The sequence below is a fragment of the Klebsiella oxytoca NBRC 105695 genome (genome assembly GCF_001598695.1).
GTDB lineage: Bacteria > Pseudomonadota > Gammaproteobacteria > Enterobacterales > Enterobacteriaceae > Klebsiella > Klebsiella oxytoca.
Genome location: NZ_BCZK01000002.1, coordinates 258078 through 277568, shown reverse-complemented (window position 1 = coordinate 277568; position 19491 = coordinate 258078). Strand labels below are relative to the sequence as shown.

At 54.9% G+C, this 19491-nt stretch carries 16 protein-coding genes; 3 read left to right on the top strand and 13 right to left on the bottom strand.

Annotation, left to right across the window (positions count from 1 at the left end; all coding sequences use genetic code 11):
• Positions 1-25: 25 nt before the first annotated feature.
• From KO1_RS04915 to KO1_RS04905, 3 genes are read right to left on the bottom strand one after another with little or no spacing between them, the layout of a single operon-like run.
• Positions 26-1804, bottom strand: coding sequence for a SmdB family multidrug efflux ABC transporter permease/ATP-binding protein (locus KO1_RS04915; RefSeq protein WP_004099570.1), 1779 nt, complete (start codon positions 1802-1804; stop codon positions 26-28).
• Positions 1797-3569, bottom strand: a complete 1773-nt coding sequence (locus KO1_RS04910; RefSeq protein ID WP_004099569.1) for a SmdA family multidrug ABC transporter permease/ATP-binding protein — start codon at positions 3567-3569, stop codon at positions 1797-1799. Before KO1_RS04910 ends, KO1_RS04915 begins: the two co-directional genes overlap by 8 nt.
• 42 nt (positions 3570-3611) lie before the next feature.
• The gene (locus KO1_RS04905) at positions 3612-4070 is read right to left on the bottom strand and encodes an Lrp/AsnC family transcriptional regulator (protein WP_004099567.1); all 459 of its coding nucleotides are present in this window, start codon (positions 4068-4070) and stop codon (positions 3612-3614) included.
• A 115-nt stretch (positions 4071-4185) separates the two neighbouring features.
• On the opposite strand from KO1_RS04905, the gene KO1_RS04900 reads away from it, so the two are divergent.
• The gene (locus KO1_RS04900) at positions 4186-5238 is read left to right on the top strand and encodes a PLP-dependent cysteine synthase family protein (RefSeq protein WP_004099565.1); all 1053 of its coding nucleotides are present in this window, start codon (positions 4186-4188) and stop codon (positions 5236-5238) included.
• A gap of 46 nt (positions 5239-5284) precedes the next feature.
• Here the strand turns inward: KO1_RS04900 and cof are convergent, their stop codons facing one another.
• Complete coding sequence (gene cof / locus KO1_RS04895) at positions 5285-6103, bottom strand: HMP-PP phosphatase (protein ID WP_004111026.1); 819 nt, start codon at positions 6101-6103, stop codon at positions 5285-5287.
• 126 nt (positions 6104-6229) lie between these two features.
• On the opposite strand from cof, the gene KO1_RS04890 reads away from it, so the two are divergent.
• A complete protein-coding gene (locus tag KO1_RS04890; protein WP_024273847.1) occupies positions 6230-7930 on the top strand; it encodes an SgrR family transcriptional regulator in 1701 nt (566 codons plus the stop codon).
• Positions 7931-7996: 66 nt separating this feature from the next.
• Positions 7997-8692 carry a 7-cyano-7-deazaguanine synthase QueC gene (gene queC / locus KO1_RS04885; protein ID WP_024273846.1) on the top strand — a complete coding sequence of 232 codons (696 nt, stop codon included), beginning with the start codon at positions 7997-7999 and terminating at the stop codon, positions 8690-8692.
• Between the two features lie 264 nt (positions 8693-8956).
• Here queC and KO1_RS04880 read toward each other — a convergent pair whose 3' ends face one another.
• The 9 genes from KO1_RS04880 to bolA all read right to left on the bottom strand — a co-directional run bounded on the left by KO1_RS04880 (position 8957) and on the right by bolA (position 19402).
• The gene (locus KO1_RS04880; protein ID WP_024273845.1) at positions 8957-9358 is read right to left on the bottom strand and encodes a YbgC/FadM family acyl-CoA thioesterase; all 402 of its coding nucleotides are present in this window, start codon (positions 9356-9358) and stop codon (positions 8957-8959) included.
• Between the two features lie 110 nt (positions 9359-9468).
• A complete protein-coding gene (locus KO1_RS04875; protein WP_016808684.1) occupies positions 9469-9837 on the bottom strand; it encodes a helix-hairpin-helix domain-containing protein in 369 nt (122 codons plus the stop codon).
• A gap of 148 nt (positions 9838-9985) precedes the next feature.
• A complete protein-coding gene (gene ppiD / locus KO1_RS04870; protein ID WP_023320447.1) occupies positions 9986-11860 on the bottom strand; it encodes a peptidylprolyl isomerase in 1875 nt (624 codons plus the stop codon).
• 213 nt (positions 11861-12073) lie between these two features.
• The gene (hupB, locus tag KO1_RS04865; protein ID WP_002444653.1) at positions 12074-12346 is read right to left on the bottom strand and encodes a nucleoid-associated protein HU-beta; all 273 of its coding nucleotides are present in this window, start codon (positions 12344-12346) and stop codon (positions 12074-12076) included.
• 208 nt (positions 12347-12554) lie between these two features.
• Positions 12555-14909: an endopeptidase La gene (gene lon, locus KO1_RS04860; RefSeq protein ID WP_004099539.1), complete on the bottom strand. Its 2355-nt coding sequence runs from the start codon at positions 14907-14909 to the stop codon at positions 12555-12557.
• Positions 14910-15092: 183 nt separating this feature from the next.
• Positions 15093-16367, bottom strand: coding sequence for an ATP-dependent protease ATP-binding subunit ClpX (gene clpX / locus KO1_RS04855; RefSeq protein WP_004099538.1), 1275 nt, complete (start codon positions 16365-16367; stop codon positions 15093-15095).
• A gap of 132 nt (positions 16368-16499) precedes the next feature.
• Positions 16500-17123 carry an ATP-dependent Clp endopeptidase proteolytic subunit ClpP gene (gene clpP / locus KO1_RS04850; RefSeq protein WP_003021624.1) on the bottom strand — a complete coding sequence of 208 codons (624 nt, stop codon included), beginning with the start codon at positions 17121-17123 and terminating at the stop codon, positions 16500-16502.
• A 315-nt stretch (positions 17124-17438) separates the two neighbouring features.
• Complete coding sequence (tig, locus tag KO1_RS04845) at positions 17439-18737, bottom strand: trigger factor (protein ID WP_004099537.1); 1299 nt, start codon at positions 18735-18737, stop codon at positions 17439-17441.
• Between the two features lie 347 nt (positions 18738-19084).
• The gene (gene bolA / locus KO1_RS04840) at positions 19085-19402 is read right to left on the bottom strand and encodes a transcriptional regulator BolA (protein ID WP_004133447.1); all 318 of its coding nucleotides are present in this window, start codon (positions 19400-19402) and stop codon (positions 19085-19087) included.
• Positions 19403-19491 lie beyond the last annotated feature (89 nt).

Genomic DNA, 19491 nt, shown 5'->3' with positions numbered 1-19491 from the left:
GCAGAAGCTGCCTGTTTATGGTGCATCAGGCGATAAGCGACTCTTCCTGCGAGCTGGCGGCCAGTTCTTCACCCGCCAGCTGCAGCTGATACATCTGCCAGTAGCGGCCTTTGGCCGCCAGCAGCTGCTGATGGTTGCCGCGCTCGACGGCCTGCCCCCGATGCAGCACCAGGATCGTGTCAGCCTCAACGATAGTCGATAAGCGGTGCGCAATGACCACCAGCGTCGTATGCTCGCGCACCCGTACAAGCGCCTGCTGAATCGCCTGTTCGGTGCCAGAATCAATATTAGCCGTCGCCTCATCAAGTATCAGCACCTGCGGCGTATCGACAAGCACCCGCGCCAGCGCAAGCAGCTGTTTCTGCCCAACGGAGAGATTGTTCCCCTGCTCGCCCAACTGAGTATAAATACCGTTTTCCATTTCACGGGCCAGCTCCGCCAGCTGTACCGCCTCCAGCGCCTCCCAGACCTGCTCTTCGCTGATGTCTCGACCGAGGGTAACGTTGGCATAGAAGGTGTCAGCCAGCACCACCGGATCCTGCTGCACCATCGCAATCCCCTGACGCAGCGCGCTGTGGCTTAAGGACGACAGCGGACGACCATCGATGCGAATCTCTCCCTGAGTTAACGGGTAGTAGCCCATCATCAGGCTGGCCAGGGTGCTTTTACCGCTCCCGGTATGGCCGACCAGCGCCACAAAGCTGCGCGACGGTATGTCGAGATTGATATCCTGCAACACCAGGCTATCGTCACGGTAGGCAAAAGAGAGATGCTCGATAGTAATCGAGCCGCTGCGCAACGGTTCGCTATCGTCGCCCCACGCCTGACGCGGTTTGTCCATCAGTTCGAAAACGCGCTCGCCCGCGACGACCGCCTGCTGCAGCATTGATTGCTGGGTCGTCAGTTCGATCAGCGGCTCGTTTAGTCGTCCAAGATAGCTAATAAAAGCGTACAGAACCCCAACCTCAATCGTTCCGCTGCTGCTGAAACCAAACAGCATCAACAGACCACAGAGTATTAATGAAGAGAACAGGCTCAGCAGCGGGCGCAGCAGGAAACCATCAAGGCGCAGAGTTTGCATACGCGCCAGATAGTGCGCGTAGCTGGCCTCGCGCATCCGTTCGCCGAACCGCGCCTGCTGACGGAACTGCTGAATAACGCCCATTCCGTTAATCACTTCATTAAAACCGTCGTTGATATCCGCCAGCCACGCGCGAACCCGCCTGACGATGGGCGTACTGTAGCGTTGATAAATCATCATCACGATCAGTACTGCCGGGAAAATAGCAATAGCCACCAGCGCCATTCGCCAGTCAAGGCTGAACATCGCCACCAGCATCGCGCCAATCAAAGCCGCGCTACGCAGGACGGTAGCCACGACGGTCACATAGAGATCGCGAATCACTTCGGTATCGTTGGTCACCCGCGAGATGAGCTGCCCGACCGGCTGGGTATCAAACTCGCTGAGCGGCTGACGCAGGGCGGCGTCCATGACGTCGCTGCGCAGCTGTTGCACCACGCCCACCGCCGCGCGGTTAAACAGCAGCGCCTGGCAGTAATGCAGACCCGCGGCGAGGAGTTGCAGGCCGATGTAGGCTGCGGCCAGGCCGCAGACCAGCTTCAACGGCAGCGAGTTCTTCGCTACCATATTGTCGATAAAGTAGCTGATCAGCAGCGGGCCGCTCACCTCCGCCACCGCCGCGACCCACATGATAGCAACCGCTATCGTTAACGGTTTACGCCACGGAGAGCCGTAGGCCAGCAGGCGCTTTAATGTCGGCCAGAGTTCAGTAAAACTACGCACCGGCGACCTCCTCATCTTCCAGCGGAACATCATCCAGCGCCGCTTCCAGCTGCTGATAACGGTACATATCGCGATACCAGCCCGGCTGCGTCGCCAGCGCCTCATGACGACCGCGCTGGGCAACATGCCCATGCTGCATTACCAGAATTTCGCTGGCCTCGGTCAACGCCGACAGGCGATGAGCGCTGATAATTACCGTCCGCCCCTCACCCCACTGGCGAAGGTTGTGCAATATCTGATGCTCCGTTCGACCATCCACCGCCGACAGCGCATCATCCAGGATCAGGATCTCCGCCTCCAGCAGCAGCGCGCGGGCGATGGAAATACGCTGTTTTTGCCCCCCGGAAAGCATAACGCCGCGCTCGCCGACTTCGGTGTTATACCCCTGCGGCAGGCGCAGGATATCCTCATGCACGCTGGCGAGCCGGGCAACGCGTTCGATTTGCTCCTGCGTGGCGTCCGGTTTACCGAGAGCAATATTGCTGGCGACGGTATCGGAGAACAGGAACGGCGTCTGATTGACTACCGCCAGCCTGGCGCGCCAGCTATCCAGCTGCAGTCGGGTCAGGGGAACGTCATGAAAGCGGATATTGCCATCGGTAACGTCAAAATGACGCTGAATCAGTGCCAGAATCGTGCTCTTACCGGAGCCGGTTGGGCCGCAAATTCCCAGCATTTGCCCGGGCTGGAGCGTAAAGTTAACTTTTTCCAGCGAGGCCTTGTTCGCCTGCGGATAGATAAACTCGCGCACGGCGACGCTAAGCGTACCGCGCCCTTCCGGCGTCGGCTCGCTGCCGTCGTTCACTACCGGCGCCTCCTCCAGCATGGTGCGAATGCGCGCGTAGGCCGCGCTACCGCGCTCCACGATGTTAAACATCCATGCCAGAGCCAGCATTGGCCAGATCATCAGGCCGAGGTACATCACAAAGCTGGTGAGCTGACCCAGGGTCAGGCTGCCCTGGATCACCATCCAGCTGCCGCCGCCGATAGCCAGCAGGTTAGCGGTCCCGATAGCGATATAAATCGTCGGATCGAAGCGAGCATCAATGCGCGCCACGCGCATATTTTTCGCCCCGGTATCCGCAGCGTCGGCAGCAAACTGCGCCGACTGTCGGTCTTCAAGACCAAAAGCTTTGATCATGCGAATGCTGGTCAGGCTCTCCTGGGTGCGGTCATTGAGGCTGGAGAAGGCCGCCTGAGCGACGCGAAAACGCTCGTGTAATGCATCGCCGTTACGCTTAATCGCCAGCGCCATCAGCGGCATCGGCAGCAGCGCCAGCAGAGTGAGCTGCCAGCTGATTTGCGTCGACATCACAATCAGCACCGCGCAGCCCATCACCAGTGAATCCACCAGCGTCAGCACCCCCTCACCGGCGGCGAACACCACCCGATCCACGTCGTTGGTTGCGCGAGCGATGAGATCGCCGGTACGGTGGCGCAGGTAAAAGGCCGGATGCTGGCGGCTGAGCTGGCGGTAGAAATCCTCACGTAGCTCGACGGCCAGCTGATACGATGCGCCGAACAACAGCACGCGCCAGACGTAGCGCAGCAGATAGACCATCACCGCAATAACGACCAGCAGGCCAATCCACATCCACACCTTTTCCGCGGTGTAATGTTGTTTTGTTACGCCGTCAACCACGATGCCCACCACTTTCGGTGGCACCAGTTGCAGGATGGCAATAATAATCAGCAGAGCAATAGCGCCGAGGTAACGGCGCCACTCCCGGCGGAAATACCAGCTAAGTTGGGCAAATAATCGCAAGCAGTTAAATCCTGAGTGTGTAATTCGTAGCGGCTGCTGCCGTTAATCAATAGGCAAGGCTGTAGTGTATTTTATCTGTTCCATGGCAAAACTCGAAGTGACATCCGAGAGTCCCGGCACGCTGTTAACCAGACGTTTATAAAAATCATCATAGTTCTTCATATCCGCCACCTGGACCCGCAGCAGATAGTCATACTCGCCGGCCATACGCCAGAAGCCGAGGACTTCCGCCATCTGCGAGACCTCGCTGACAAAGCGGCAATACCAGTCGCTACTGTGGTGCTGAGTCTTAATCAGTACAAACGCCGTCAGCCCAAGCCCGACCTTTTCCGCATCCAGCAGCGCGACGCGTCCGCGAAGAATACCTTCGTCTTCCAGCCGCTTCAGCCGCTTCCAGCAGGGCGTGGTGGTCAGATTAACGGCATCGGCCAATGCCTGCAAAGAGAGGGTGCAGTCGGTTTGCAGTAAAGAAAGCAGCTTACGATCAATTTTATCTAACATTGGGCGCCTCAGGAGAAAAATTTACTCCTTTTATTGTAATTGAAAGGCTAAATGGCAACAATTTTTCCTTAGATTTCCGCTAAGCTGGGCACAAAATGACAAACAGGAATTTGAGATGAACAGCGCCTGGGTAAAACACGCGATTAGTGAAATTAATGCCGATTATCAGCGTTCCGCCGACACGCACCTTATACGTCTGGCGCTGCCGGCGTTCCCTGGGATCCAACTCTATCTGAAGGATGAAAGCACCCATCCAACCGGTAGCCTGAAGCATCGCCTGGCCCGCTCGCTGTTTCTGTATGGCTTGTGCAACGGCTGGATTAAAGAAGGAACGACGATTATCGAATCCTCTTCCGGTTCGACCGCCGTCTCTGAAGCTTACTTCGCTCGTCTCTTAGGCCTGCCGTTTATCGCCGTGATGCCTTCCTGTACGGCAAAGCGTAAAATTGAACAAATTGAGTTTTACGGCGGTCGCTGCCATTTCGTCGACAGCGCCTGTGAAATCTATGCCGCCTCCGAAACGCTGGCGCGCGAGCTGAACGGTCATTATATGGATCAGTTTACCTTTGCCGAACGGGCTACCGACTGGCGAGGGAATAATAATATCGCCGACAGTATCTTCCGTCAGATGAGCCATGAGCCGCATCCGCAGCCGTCGTATATTGTGATGAGCGCGGGCACCGGCGGTACCTCTGCGACTATCGGACGCTATATTCGCAGTCAGGGTTACGATACGCAGCTGCTGGTGGTTGATCCGCAAAACTCCGTGTTTTTGGACTACTGGCAAAGCCGCGACGCCAGCCTGCGCAGCCCGGTCGGCAGTAAAATTGAGGGCATTGGCCGGCCGCGCGTCGAACCATCGTTTATTCCCGACGTGGTCGATGAGATGCTGCGGGTACCGGATGCCGCCAGCGTCGCCACCGCGCTATGGCTGGAAACGCTGCTTGGGCGCAAGGTCGGCGCCTCAACCGGCACCAACATGTGGGGCGTACTGCAGCTGGCCGTACGGATGCGCGAAGAGGGACGCACCGGCTCTATCGTCACGCTGCTGTGCGACAGCGGCGAACGTTATCTGGAAAGCTACTACAACCCGCAGTGGGTGGCGGCCAATATAGGCGACGTCTCTCCCTGGCAGGCGCAAATTGCGCAAATGCTGCAGGCAAAATAAAAAAAGCCAGATATCACAGGATATCCGGCTTGCTGGCAGGGTCTCTTTATTCGGGGGAATAAGGAAGATCAGGATAATCCAGCCAATGAGTCAAAAAATGGGAAACGGCCTGATGACGGCAGTCGCCAATAACCGGTAGATGCGGAAGTTCAAATTTCAGCTGATCCATCGCGTTGCCCATGATCACGCCGTGCCCGACGCTGCCAAGCATTTCCCGATCGTTCATGGCGTCGCCGAACGCCATGCAATCCTGCAACGTCAGGCCCAGATGCTGGCTTAATACCGCCAGCGCCGCGCCTTTGTTACAGCCCCCGGGCAAAACTTCCAGACAATCCATCGCTGAAAAACAGAGATCCGCTCGGCCGCCGAGCGCTTCACTTAGTTGCAGCCTTAGCCGCCGGAGATCGTCATGATCGCCGCAGAAGCAGATTTTGGTGACCTGATGCGCCGGCATTCGCTTTGGATCGTATAGCTGATAGCGAAAGCCGCTAAAGACGTGCGCTTGCAGAATTTCTGGAATCTCCTGCCCGGTATACCAGCCGCCGTCGTTGAAAAAATGCATACTCGCCGCGGTATCCCAGGCGCTATGCAGCACCTCTTCCGCCACATCAGGGGCCAGATCGCGACGATACAGCTCTTCACCTTCAAGAGAGTGAATGCGTGTCCCGTTGCCGGTAATTAAAAACGCATCCAGAGAGAACTCGCCGATAACGTGGCGCATCTCCAGAGCATGACGACCGGTGGCGAAAGTCAGGGTGATGTCGCGATCGCGCAGGCGTTTTAGCGTCGAAAGCGTTTTTTCTCCCAGACGATGGTCAGGCATCAGTAGCGTACCGTCCATATCGAATGCAGCCAGTCTGGCCATGTCCTGTTCCCCCTATCGTGGTGGATTTTGCTTGTGTTGCAGTATTGCCTGAGATATACGGAAGTAATAGTGAATAGATAAATTTTATTGTTCCGGGTTTATCATCTACCGCAGGACTAAACAGCGATGAGGCTATTAAACCGTCTGCATCAGTATCAGCGACTCTGGCTACCCTCTTCCGGCGAGCCGCAGCAGGTGACCGTCGGCGAGCTGGCCGAGCGCTGCTTTTGCAGCGAACGACATATCCGAACCCTGCTGCGCCAGGCGCAAGAATCCGGCTGGATAAGCTGGAAGGCCAGCTCCGGTCGCGGAAAGCGCGGGCTACTCCAGTTTTACAAAGCGCCGGAAACGCTGCGCAATGAAATGATGGAGCAGGCGCTAAGTAAAGGACAGCAGCAGAACGCCCTCGAACTGGCCCAGCTGGCGCCTGTAGAGCTTAAAGCGCTGCTTTCCCCCTTTCTCGGCGGCCAATGGCAGAACGATACGCCTACCCTGCGTATTCCTTATTACCGTCCGCTGGAGCCGCTGCGCCCGGGTTTTATGCCGGGACGCGCGGAGCAGCACCTGGCAGGGGAGATATTTTCCGGCCTGACCCGTTTCGATGCGCAAAGTACCTGCCCGATAGGCGATTTAGCCCATCACTGGGAGGTGTCGCCTGACGGTCTGCGCTGGCACTTTTATATTCGTTCCACCCTGTTCTGGCATAACGGCGATCCGATAAAAACCTCACAGCTGCAGCAGCGCCTTCTGATGCTGTTGCAGCTCCCCGCGATGCGTACGCTGTTCGCCAGTATCAGCGAGATTAGCGTCACCCACTCTCAGTGCCTGACTATCACCCTGCACCGCGCCGATTACTGGCTGCCGTTCCGCCTTGCCAGCTACTGCAGCGTGCTGGCGCATCCGGACGATCCGGCGATCGGCAGCGGGCCATTTCGCCTGAAACTATTTACTCAGGAACTGGTGCGGCTGGAAAACCATCAGCGTTATCATCTCACCCATCCGCTGCTGCAGGCCGTTGAATTCTGGATCACGCCGCAGCTGTTCGAACAGGATCTGGGCACCAGCTGTCGTCATCCGGTACAGATAACCATTGGCGACCCTGATGAGCTGACCAGACTGCGCCAGGTCAGCAATAGCATCAGTCTTGGATTTTGCTATCTGACGCTGCGCCAGAGCCCCCAACTGAATAAAGCGCAGGCCCAAAGACTGGTTTCGCTGATTCATCGCTCCGGTCTGTTAGAAACGCTGCCGCTGGATGAAGACCTGATCGCGCCGAGCAACGAAGTATTGCCGGGATGGACTATTCCGCAGTGGCCAGAAAATGGTGATACACCGCTGCCCGAACGGCTAACTCTGCTCTATCACCTTCCCGTAGAGCTACACGCCATGGCGGAGCGCCTTCGGCAACGGCTGGCAGAACTCGGCTGCGAGCTGACGATAATTTTTCATGACGCGAAAAACTGGGATGGTTGCCAGCAGTTTGCGAAGGCGGACCTGATGATGGGCGATCGCCTGATTGGCGAAGCGCCGGTTTATGCGCTGGAGCAGTGGCTACGCTGCGATGCCCTGTGGCCTAATTTGTTGACCGGGGCGCAATATGCGCATCTTCAGGCAACGCTGGATGCCGTTCAGGTATTACCGGACGAACGCAGCCGCAGCGAAGCTTTGCGCAACGTCTTTAACACACTGATGGACGATGCCATCATGACGCCGCTGTTTAATTATAATTATCGCATCAGCGCACCGCCTGGCGTCAACGGGCTGCGCCTGAACGCGCGAGGCTGGTTTGATTTCGCCAGCGCCTGGCTACCGGCTTCGACGCTGTGACGGGGCTGGTGGTCATCTTCATCAGGCGCTACCATATGCGCTTCACTTCGATTGTCAGGAATTACCATGAAACGCGCCGTAGTTGTCTTCAGTGGAGGACAAGATTCGACGACCTGCCTGGTGCAGGCTCTGCAACAGTATGATGAAGTGCATTGCGTCACTTTTGATTATGGCCAACGTCATCGCGCGGAGATTGACGTTGCTCGCGAACTGGCGCTAAAGCTGGGCGCCGTTGCCCACAAAGTCCTTGATGTCACGCTGCTTAACGAACTGGCGGTCAGCAGCCTGACCCGCGATAGCATTCCGGTTCCGGATTATGAACCGGACGCCAGCGGCATCCCCAACACTTTCGTGCCCGGTCGCAACATTCTGTTCTTAACCCTGACGGCCATTTACGCGTATCAGGTTAAAGCGGAAGCTATCATCACCGGCGTTTGCGAGACCGACTTTTCGGGCTACCCGGACTGCCGCGATGAGTTCGTCAAAGCGCTGCACCAGGCCGTCAGCCTGGGAATGGCGAAAGATATTCGCTTTGAGACGCCGCTGATGTGGCTGAATAAAGCCGAGACGTGGGCACTGGCCGATTATTGGGGCCAGTTGGACCTGGTACGCCATGAAACCCTGACTTGCTATAACGGCATTAAAGGCGACGGCTGCGGGCAGTGCGCCGCCTGTAACCTCCGCGCCAACGGGCTGCGCCAGTATCTGGGCGATAAGGTTGGGGTGATGACTGACATGAAGCAGAAAACAGGACTGCAGTAGCCGGTTATTTCCCGGCGGCGTGGCGGGATCGCAGGCGGCTCACGATGCATAGCCTGGTCTGATACGCAGCAGCGCCTTCGGGGATAGTTCTGCCCCTTTCTGTGCGCTTGCTCCCGGGGGCGGCGCGATGCGCCTGCCCGGGCTACCGGATCGCAGGCTGCTGAGGACGCGTAGCCCGCGTTACCAGATCGCAGGTGGTTGTGGAGAAGTAGCCCGGACAGGTGCGCAGCACCGCCTCCGGGACATCCCCCTCCGGCTGGCCTGTTAGCGAGGCTCCAGCTGCTCCAGCTTTTCGCGCAGTTCGCCCTCAAGCGGCAGCGCTTTCTGCGTTTTTAGATCAATGCAGACAAAAGTGATAAGCGCATCGGCGACCACCTCGCCGTTAGGGTTAAGGGTAATCACCTGGCTTAGCGTCCCGCTTTTTCCGTTCAGCTGTTCGAGCTTGCTGGTGACGGTTAATACATCGCCCAGTACCGCCGGTCGGCGATAGTTGATATTGATATTGACCACCACAAAGGCGATGTTGCGAGCGGTCATCCAGTGAAAGGCCGGGCTGCTTTCCAGGCCATCCCAGCGCGCCTCTTCGAGAAACTCCAGATACCGCGCGTTATTGACATGCTGATAGACGTCGAGATGATAGCCGCGAACTTTGATTTGTGTCTGCATAGCGCAAATGCCTTATCTTTAATTGTTGTTTTGAGGTCAGAGGTCACACCACTAATGTGACCTCTTCAGTCTGGCAAATAATAACGACTGTGCAAACTTGTGAAGAAAATTTACAGCTTCAAATGTGACAGATTTCTCTCTACCAGCGAATTGCCCATCCCCGGCACCTGCTTAAGATCGTCAACGGTTTTAAATGGCCCATATTCTTCACGATAGCTGACAATAGCCTGCGCCTTCTTCAGGCCAACGCCGTTCAGCCCCTTCGCCAGTTCTTCGGCGCTGGCGTTATTGATACTCACCCTGGTGCCTTCGCTATCGGGCGCGTTCAACACATCAGGTGCCTTTGCCTGCGGCGTCTGCACGCTCTCCTTTGTTGCCGGCGACGTCTTCCCGCTGGAAGGCGCGGCAAAAGCGCCCTGACTTCCCGCTGCGCAAACCAGTACGGCGACGGTAAGAAGCGTTTTAAATCCTCGTTTCATGCTGTTATCTCCTTGTTTGTAGACAGCAAGGTCACGATAGCGATGAGGGAAAAAGAGTACAAAAGGCAAAATGCAGAAATGGAAAAGGCCGCGAAAGCGGCCTTTGATAATTGCATCACGTTACTTGCTTTTGCGAAGCAGCACGTAATTATTGTTGCTGATCGATAATGTCGCCGAGCTTAATTTTCGCCGCTTTACGCAGGTTACTCATCAGCGCTTCGAAGGCGATCTGTGCGTTATTCTGGGTGATGCCCTGAATCATCGCCTTTTTCTGCTCTTCCGGCATCGTACCCGCTTTCACTTCATCCAGCGCCAGCAGTACTACATTACCCTGCATGTCCGTACCCACGCCGTAGCTTGGCTTACCCGCCTGCGGCAGCGGTAGCGCAAAGACAGACTGGATCAGCGCTTCCTGACCGGTACGCGACAGCGTCTGCGGTGCACCAAAGCTTAGTCCGGCGGCTTTCATCGCTTCGTCGCCTTTACCCTCTTTCAGGGCCGTCAGCAGCTTATCGGCATCCAGCTTCGCCTGCTGCTCCGCTTTGTTGTGCTTAACAATATCGCTCACCTGCGCTTTCACCTCCGCCAGCGGTTTGACCGCTTCCGGTTTATGCTCGCTGATGCGCAGAACAAACGCGCGATCGCCGTCGACGGTGATGATATCGGAGTTGCTGCCCGGCGTACCGTTTTCGCCAACCAGACCGCCGTTGAAGATAGCGTCAGAAACCGGTTTGAAATTCAGCTCCTGCGGCAGGTTATCGCGACCAAACCAGCCGGTTTCAACCACTTTCAGACCGGCAACCTGAGCCGCGCCAGCCAGGGATTCGTTATCGTTGCTCGCCGCGTCGCTGACTTTTTGCTGCAGCGCATAGTAAGCATCCAGAGCTTTCTCCTGCTTCACTTTCGCCGCGATATCATTACGAACGTCAGCCAGCGGTTTTACCTGAGCGGGCTGAACGTCATCCAGACGCGCCACCAGGAAACCGACGGAAGATTTAATTACGCCTGAAAGCTGGCCTTTTTCTTTCAGACCGGCCTCTTTCAGCTCCGGCACGGTAGCCGCATCTTCCAGCCAGCCCATATCACCACCGTTGCGGGCAGAGATGATATCGGTTGATTTTTCTTTGGCCAGCGCAGCGAAATCAGCGCCTTTTTTCAGTTCATCAAGCACCGCCTGAGCATCCGCTTCGGTTTTGGTCTGGATGATGCTGTAGCGATTACGCTGCGGCTGAGTGAACTGATCCTGATGCTGGTCGTACCATGACTGAATTTCCTGGTCAGAGACGTTTTCCTGCATGCTCGCAGCATCCATCTTGATGTAGCTGACGCGGAACTGCTCAGGCGCCATAAAACGCGCCTGGTTCTGCTGGTAAAACGCGTTGATTTCATCGTCGGTGGCGGTTTGCTTCGCCGCCAGCGCGTTTACGTCAATCGTCGCTTCACGGACGACGCGCTGTTGCGACACCAGCGCCGCCAGCTGGTCGGATTCGCCCGGCAGCATAAAATCGGTACCGGCAACGGCGTTAATCAGTTGCTGAGTCGTCAGCTGATTACGTAATGCCTGAGCGTACTGGTCCGTCGTCATCCCCATTTGATTAACGATACGGCTGAAGCGCTCGTTATCAAATTTGCCATCCGCCTGGAAAGCCTGGGTCTTGAAGATAGCCTGCTTGACCTGGTCGTCGCTGATATTAAGGCCCAGTTCACGGGCGTACTGATCGAGCAGCGCCTCGTCAATCAGACGGTTCAACACCTGCTGACGCATGGTCTTCATGTAATTTTCATTGGCCGCCAGTTCAGAAAACTGATCGCCAAGCTGCTGCTGCATGCGGTTACGCTCGCTGGCAACGGCATTTTCAAACTGTGCGCGACCAATCTCCTGGTCATTAACTTTTGCGGCATAGTTGTTTCCACCGCCAATCAGGTAACCACTCACCCCGGTCAAAATGAACGAGACGATAATGATACCGAAAATAATCTTGAGCACGACGCTGTTGGCGGCCGTGCGTAGGTTGTCCATCATGGTGTAACAACGCTCCGCTGTAGATGACTTTTGCTCGCGCAGCATAGCATGTGATGGCCGCCGCGCGTGAGGACGTATTTTGACAAGAAAACGGGGTGATTGTCAGCCCACAAGTGCGTATAAAGTCACATTAAGTCTCATTCTGGCAAATAAAAAAGGCACATCTTGCGATGCGCCCTTGTACTTCGTCACAGACCCCAGTGGGGAAGTCGATCAGTTTACCGCGTCTTTCAGCGCTTTACCTGCACGGAAACCCGGTACTTTAGCAGCAGCGATGGTGATTTCTTTGCCTGTTTGCGGATTGCGACCGGTACGGGCAGCGCGCTCTTTAACAGCAAAAGTACCAAACCCTACCAGCGCAACGTCATCCCCAGCCTGCAGAGATTCAGTAACAGAAGCGATTAAAGCATCTAACGCACGTCCAGCTGCGGCTTTAGAAATGTCCGCACCGGCAGCAATTTTGTCAATCAGTTGAGATTTATTCACTGTTCTCTTCCTCTCTTTATAATTTATATCGCACCAGAATCCTTCGTGGCGCGACCGCGCAGCAGTTATATCAGGACTGTCATGCCCTTACAACAGAGTTGTAATTGACCCCCCTGCCAGCGATCTAAGTTAGCTACACAAAAAAAGGCTGGCAAGTACGAATTTACTTACCAGCCCTATTTTTCTTAGCGCTATTTGCGCGAAATCACTATTTTGCCGTGACGACTTCCATACCAAACGGCTCGTTCTGCAGTGCAAGTGCCAGAACTTCCTCGATTCGTTTCACCGGATGGATATCTAAATCGGCGATAACGTTATCTGGAATTTCTTCAAGGTCACGTTTATTTTCATCAGGAATCAGAACAGTCTTAATGCCGCCACGGTGTGCAGCCAACAGTTTTTCCTTCAGACCACCGATTGGCAACACCTGACCGCGGAGGGTGATTTCCCCGGTCATCGCCACATCGGCGCGCACCGGATTACCCGTCAGGCAGGAAACCAGTGCGGTACACATCGCAATACCGGCGCTTGGGCCATCTTTCGGCGTTGCGCCTTCCGGTACGTGCACGTGGATATCGCGTTTTTCATAAAAGTCTGAGTTAATACCCAGCTTATCCGCACGCGAACGCACCACGGTCAGCGCAGCCTGGATAGATTCCTGCATAACCTCACCCAGTGAACCGGTATAGGTCAGCTTGCCTTTACCCGGAACGCAGGCGGTTTCAATGGTCAGCAGATCGCCGCCCACTTCCGTCCACGCCAGGCCAGTCACCTGACCCACGCGATTTTCACTATCCGCACGGCCATAGTCGTAGCGCTGCACGCCCAGGAAGTCATGCAGGTTGTCGCCGTTAATCTCAATATGCTTCAGCGACTTATCCAGCAACAGCTGTTTGACCGCTTTACGACACAGTTTCGAGATTTCGCGCTCCAGACCACGCACGCCCGCTTCACGAGTGTAGTAACGGATAATGCCGATAATCGCGCTGTCATCAACCGTCAGCTCGCCTTTTTTGAGCGCATTACGCTCTATCTGTTTTGACAGCAAATGGCGTTTGGCGATGTTCAGCTTCTCATCTTCGGTGTAGCCGGAGAGGCGAATCACTTCCATACGATCCAGCAGCGGCGCCGGAATATTCATGGAGTTAGAGGTCGCGACGAACATCACGTCGCTGAGATCGTAATCCACTTCCAGATAGTGGTCGTTGAAAGCCACGTTCTGTTCCGGATCCAACACCTCCAGCAGCGCCGATGCCGGATCGCCCCGCATGTCCGAAGACATTTTGTCGATCTCATCCAGTAAGAACAGCGGGTTTTTAACGCCCACTTTGGCCATTTTCTGGATCAGTTTGCCCGGCATTGAGCCAATGTAGGTACGGCGGTGACCGCGGATTTCCGCTTCGTCACGCACGCCGCCCAGCGCCATACGCACGTACTTACGTCCGGTTGCTTTGGCGATAGATTGACCCAGCGAGGTTTTACCAACCCCCGGAGGCCCAACCAGGCACAGGATTGGCCCTTTGAGCTTGTTAACACGGCTCTGCACCGCGAGGTACTCAAGGATGCGATCCTTCACGCGCTCCAGACCGTAGTGATCGGTGTCGAGGATCTCCTGAGCCTGACGCAGGTCTTTTTTAACCTTGCTGCGGGCGTTCCACGGTACCTGCACCATCCAGTCAATGTAGCCGCGAACGACGGTTGCTTCCGCCGACATCGGGGACATCATTTTCAGTTTTTGCAGTTCCGCTTCGGTTTTCTCTTTTGCCTCTTTCGGCATTTTCGCCGCGTCGATCTTACGCTTCAGCGCTTCGTTCTCGTCAGGGGCGTCGTCCATCTCGCCGAGCTCTTTTTGAATGGCTTTCATTTGCTCATTCAGGTAGTACTCGCGCTGAGATTTCTCCATCTGCTTTTTCACGCGATTGCGAATGCGCTTCTCAACCTGCAGCAGATCGATTTCTGACTCCATCATCGCCATCAGATATTCCAGACGTTCGTTAACGTCGGACATCTCCAGCACGGACTGCTTGTCCGCCAGCTTCAGCGGCATATGGGCTGCGATGGTATCCGCAAGGCGCGCCGGATCGTCGATGCTATTCAGCGACGTCAGCACTTCCGGTGGGATTTTCTTGTTCAGCTTGATGTAGCCTTCAAACTGGCTGATAGCGGTACGAACCAGCACTTCCTGCTCGCGTTCGTCAATCGCCGGCGATTCGAGATATTCAGCTTTCGCCGAAAAATGCTCGCCGTTATCAGATAGCGCAGAGATGCGCGCGCGCTGCAAACCTTCGACCAGCACTTTGACAGTACCGTCCGGTAGCTTCAGCATTTGCAAAATAGACGCCACGGTCCCGACGGTGAAAAGATCGTTTACACCCGGCTCATCCGTCGAGGCTTCTTTCTGCGCAACCAGCATGATTTTTTTATCATGATCCATGGCTGCTTCGAGACAACGGATAGATTTTTCCCGCCCTACAAACAGGGGTATGACCATGTGCGGATAAACCACCACATCGCGCAACGGCAATACGGGGATTTCAATGCGTTCAGAACGCTCAGGATTCATAGAGCTCTCTCTTAGTTTAAAGTCCGCCAGGTAGCCGACGACGCAACTCAACGACGCGTCGCCGTTAATATGTAAACCAGTATATGGGGATGTATTCCATACATTCAACGGCGGGAATGCAGGAAAAATAAAAGGGGAGATAAAATCCCCCCTTTTTGTTAACTGCTTGAGCAAATTGGTTAATTATTCACCAGATGCCTGCTGCGCTTCCGGTTTGCCGTAAATCAGCAGCGGCTTGCTCTGACCATCGATAACCGAGGCATCGATGACCACTTTTTCCACATCTTCCATTGACGGAAGATCGTACATGGTATCGAGCAGCGCGGCTTCAACGATAGAACGCAGGCCGCGAGCGCCGGTTTTACGCGCCATCGCTTTCTTAGCGATAGCATCCAGCGCTTCGTCGCGGAACTCCAGCTCAGCGCCTTCAAGGCTGAACAGCGCCTGATACTGCTTGGTCAGGGCGTTTTTCGGCTCTTTGAGGATCTGAATCAGCGCTTCTTCGCTCAGCTCGCTCAGGGTCGCCACCACCGGCAGACGCCCGATGAACTCAGGAATCAGACCAAACTTAATCAGATCTTCCGGTTCAACCTGAGACAACAGCTCGCCTTCGCTGGCCTTGTCGGATTTAGCCTTAACCGTCGCGCCGAAACCGATACCAGAACCGGTTTCAACACGGTGAGAAATGACCTTATCCAGTCCTGCAAAGGCGCCGCCGCAGATGAACAGGATCTTAGAGGTATCAACCTGCAGGAACTCCTGCTGCGGATGCTTACGCCCGCCCTGCGGCGGAACCGCGGCAACGGTGCCTTCAATAAGCTTCAACAGCGCTTGCTGCACGCCTTCGCCGGAGACATCGCGGGTGATCGACGGGTTATCCGATTTACGGGAAATTTTGTCGATTTCATCAATGTAGACGATACCGCGCTGGGCTTTCTGTACGTCGTAGTCGCACTTCTGCAGCAGCTTCTGGATGATGTTTTCAACGTCTTCACCCACGTAACCGGCTTCGGTCAGAGTGGTGGCATCCGCCATGGTGAAAGGCACATCCAGCAGGCGCGCCAGCGTTTCCGCCAGCAGCGTTTTACCGGAACCGGTCGGTCCGATCAGCAGAATGTTGCTTTTACCCAACTCTACGCCGTTGCTGGTGTCGCCATTGCGCAGACGTTTGTAGTGATTGTATACCGCCACCGCCAGCACTTTTTTCGCCGGCTCCTGGCCGATAACGTAATCGTCCAGATGGTGGCGAATTTCGTGCGGAGTCGGCAGCGCGCTGCGCTCGCGATGCGGCGCGACTTCTTTAATTTCTTCGCGAATGATGTCGTTACATAAATCAACGCATTCGTCGCAGATATACACGGATGGCCCGGCGATTAGCTTACGCACTTCATGCTGGCTTTTGCCGCAAAAAGAGCAGTACAACAGTTTGCCCGAACCATCTTTGCGTTTATCTGTCATGAGTCCAAACCTCTTATTAAGTTCTTTGTGCCGCACACGACGACGCAAATGCCATTCTCAGGCGCAAACCGCTATGAAGCGTTGTGCCGCCCTCTTACAACCAAGTATAGCGGCACCCTTGCGCCAGGGGCATCAATTACGATGAGTCAAAATGGAGTCGACGAGGCCGTATTCCACTGCTTCTGAGGCAGACAGGAAGCGATCGCGCTCGGTGTCACGCTCGATCTGCTCAAGAGATTGACCCGTATGATGTGCCATCAGTTCATTCATGCGACCTTTCACCTTCAGGATTTCGCGGGCGTGGATTTCGATATCCGTCGCCTGGCCCTGGTAGCCGCCCAGCGGCTGGTGAATCATCACGCGTGAGTTCGGCAGGCAGAAACGCTTGCCTTTCGCCCCGGCGGTGAGCAGGAATGCGCCCATAGAGGCCGCCTGGCCCATACAAATGGTGCTCACATCTGGTTTAATGAACTGCATGGTGTCATAGATAGACATCCCGGCGGTAATCACGCCGCCCGGAGAGTTAATGTACAGATAGATATCTTTTTCCGGGTTTTCCGCTTCCAGAAACAGCATCTGCGCCACGATCAGGTTAGCCATGTGATCTTCTACCTGGCCGGTCAGAAAAATGACGCGCTCCTTGAGCAGACGGGAGTAAATATCAAATGAACGTTCGCCGCGTGAGGTCTGTTCAATGACCATCGGCACCAGGGCCATATGGGGTGCAAAGTTGTCTCGTTCGCCACTGTATGACATTTCCGTCTCCTGGATTAATTTGAAAAAAACCGCTGCACTGATTGTAACCTTACGGACGGATTATCAGCCAGAATTTCTGCTGTCGGGCAGAAGTGCATAGATGCACGCTTCATTACGGCGCATGATTATGCCAATGCAGTTACGTCTCCCGGTTATGGGGATGACGTCGCCATAATTCAAGCATAACAATCTTTTGCCGTAACGCTATCACTGAAATCGCCTTTTCGCACTCATCCTAAGGCTATCATTGCAATAAAAAAACCCGCAGCCTTTCGGCAACGGGTTTTTACTCAAACCTTAAACCTTGAGGCGAAATTACGCCTGCTGGTTCATCAGTTCGCTGAAGGAAGTGGCTTTTTCAGACACTTTAGCTTTCGCCAGCACGGCTTCAACGGCCTGCTCTTCCAGCGCAACGTTGCGCATGTTGTCCATCAGCTCTTTGTTCTTGCTGTAGAACTCGACCACTTCTTTCGGATCTTCGTAAGCGGAAGCCATCTCTTCGATCAGACCTTTTACGCGATCTTCGTCAGCTTTCAGCTCGTTGGTACGAATCACTTCGCCCAGTAGCAGACCAACAACAACGCGGCGTTTAGCCTGCTCTTCGAACAGCTCACGCGGCAGTTCCAGAGCCTGTTTCTCGTTACCGCCAAAACGCTGAGCAGCCTGACGACGCAGAACGTCGATTTCGCTGTCGATCAGTGCAGCCGGTACGTCGATATCGTTAGCTTTTACCAGGCCTTCGATAGCCTGAGACTTAACGCGATTACGCACGGCGCCTTTCAGCTCGCGCTCCATGTTTTTACGCACTTCAGCGCGCAGACCGGCTACGGAACCATCTTCAACGCCAAAACGTTTGATGAACTCTTCAGTCAGTTCTGGCAGTTCACGTTCTTCAACTTTTTTCAGGTTGATAACGAACTTCGCCGCTTTACCTTTCAGGTTTTCAGCGTGGTACTCTTCCGGGAAGGTCACGTCGATGGTGAACTCTTCGCCAGCTTTGTGGCCTTTGATACCCTCTTCAAAACCCGGGATCATGCGGCCCTGGCCCATCGCCAGGACGAAGTCAGAGGCTTTGCCGCCTTCGAACTCTTCGCCGTCAACGGAACCAGTGAAGTCAACGGTAACGCGGTCTTCAGCATCAACTGCGCCGTCTTTTTCTTTCCAGTTAGCCTGCTGCTTGCGCAGAGTATCCAGCATGGTATCAACATCGGCGTCGGTCACTTCAACAACCGGTTTTTCAACTTCGATCGCTTCCAGACCCTGCAGCTCAACTTCCGGATAAACTTCGAACTCTACCGCGTAGGTGAAATCTTCACCCAGCTTGTATTCGCCCGGAACATAGTTCGGCGCGCCGGCCGGATTAATTTTTTCTTTGATGATCGCGTCAACGAAGTTGCGGCTCATCAGATCACCCAGCACGTCCTGGCGAACAGATGCGCCATAACGCTGAGCAACAACATTCATCGGCACTTTGCCTTTACGGAAGCCGTCAATGCGAACTTTTTTCGCTACGTTGACCAGCTCGCTTTTGACAGCATTCTCGATGCTGTCAGCGGCGATAGTAATCGTTACACGGCGCCCAAGGCCCTGAGTGGTTTCAACTGAAACTTGCATCTTGTTACCTCAAAAAAATCACAGTGCTCGGTCAACTCTGGAAGCGCGAACTGGTTGCTTCGCAGAACCGGGATGCCCTCTTCAAATCAGAAACACATTCCCTGTCGTCAGAATCATCCCGAAGACATTCATAATAAAAGACGCGGCATTATAGCGGCATCACTTTTGTGAGTCGAGAACGGTTGTCGCCCACTGCTGCGGCTTTTTTCACATTTCCCGAGCAAATTTGCCTGCCAAAATGCGCGCATCGCACAATTTTCAGGCAAAACAAAACGGCCCGCAGGCCGTTTTCTCATAAATCTCCACGCAACATACTGGAAAAGCTCCAGCGGTTGCAAATGTGATTTCTACGCGATACTTCCAGCTCCGCGACAAGGAGGAGAAGCAAAGACGGTATCCTGTAGCCCTTCCCACTCTTTGATTGTGTAGGTATGCAACGCCAGAGCGTGCACGGTGCTTGATAGTTCCTCAGTCAACGTTCCGTAAATCATACGGTGACGATTAAGAAAACGCTCGCCAAGGAAGCGATCGCTTACCAACACCACTTTAAAATGACTTTCAGAGCCCGCAGGAACGTTGTGGCGATAGCTTTCATCCACGACTTCAAGATACACCGGGTCGAACGCTGCCCTAAGTTTTGCTTCGATCTGTTCACGTATCATCATGAATTTTCTCCTCCGACAACGCTGTATTGCCGCCATTCCCTTTAAATGTTAGCCGCTTTTACCGCTTCCATTGGGCGAAAACAACAAAA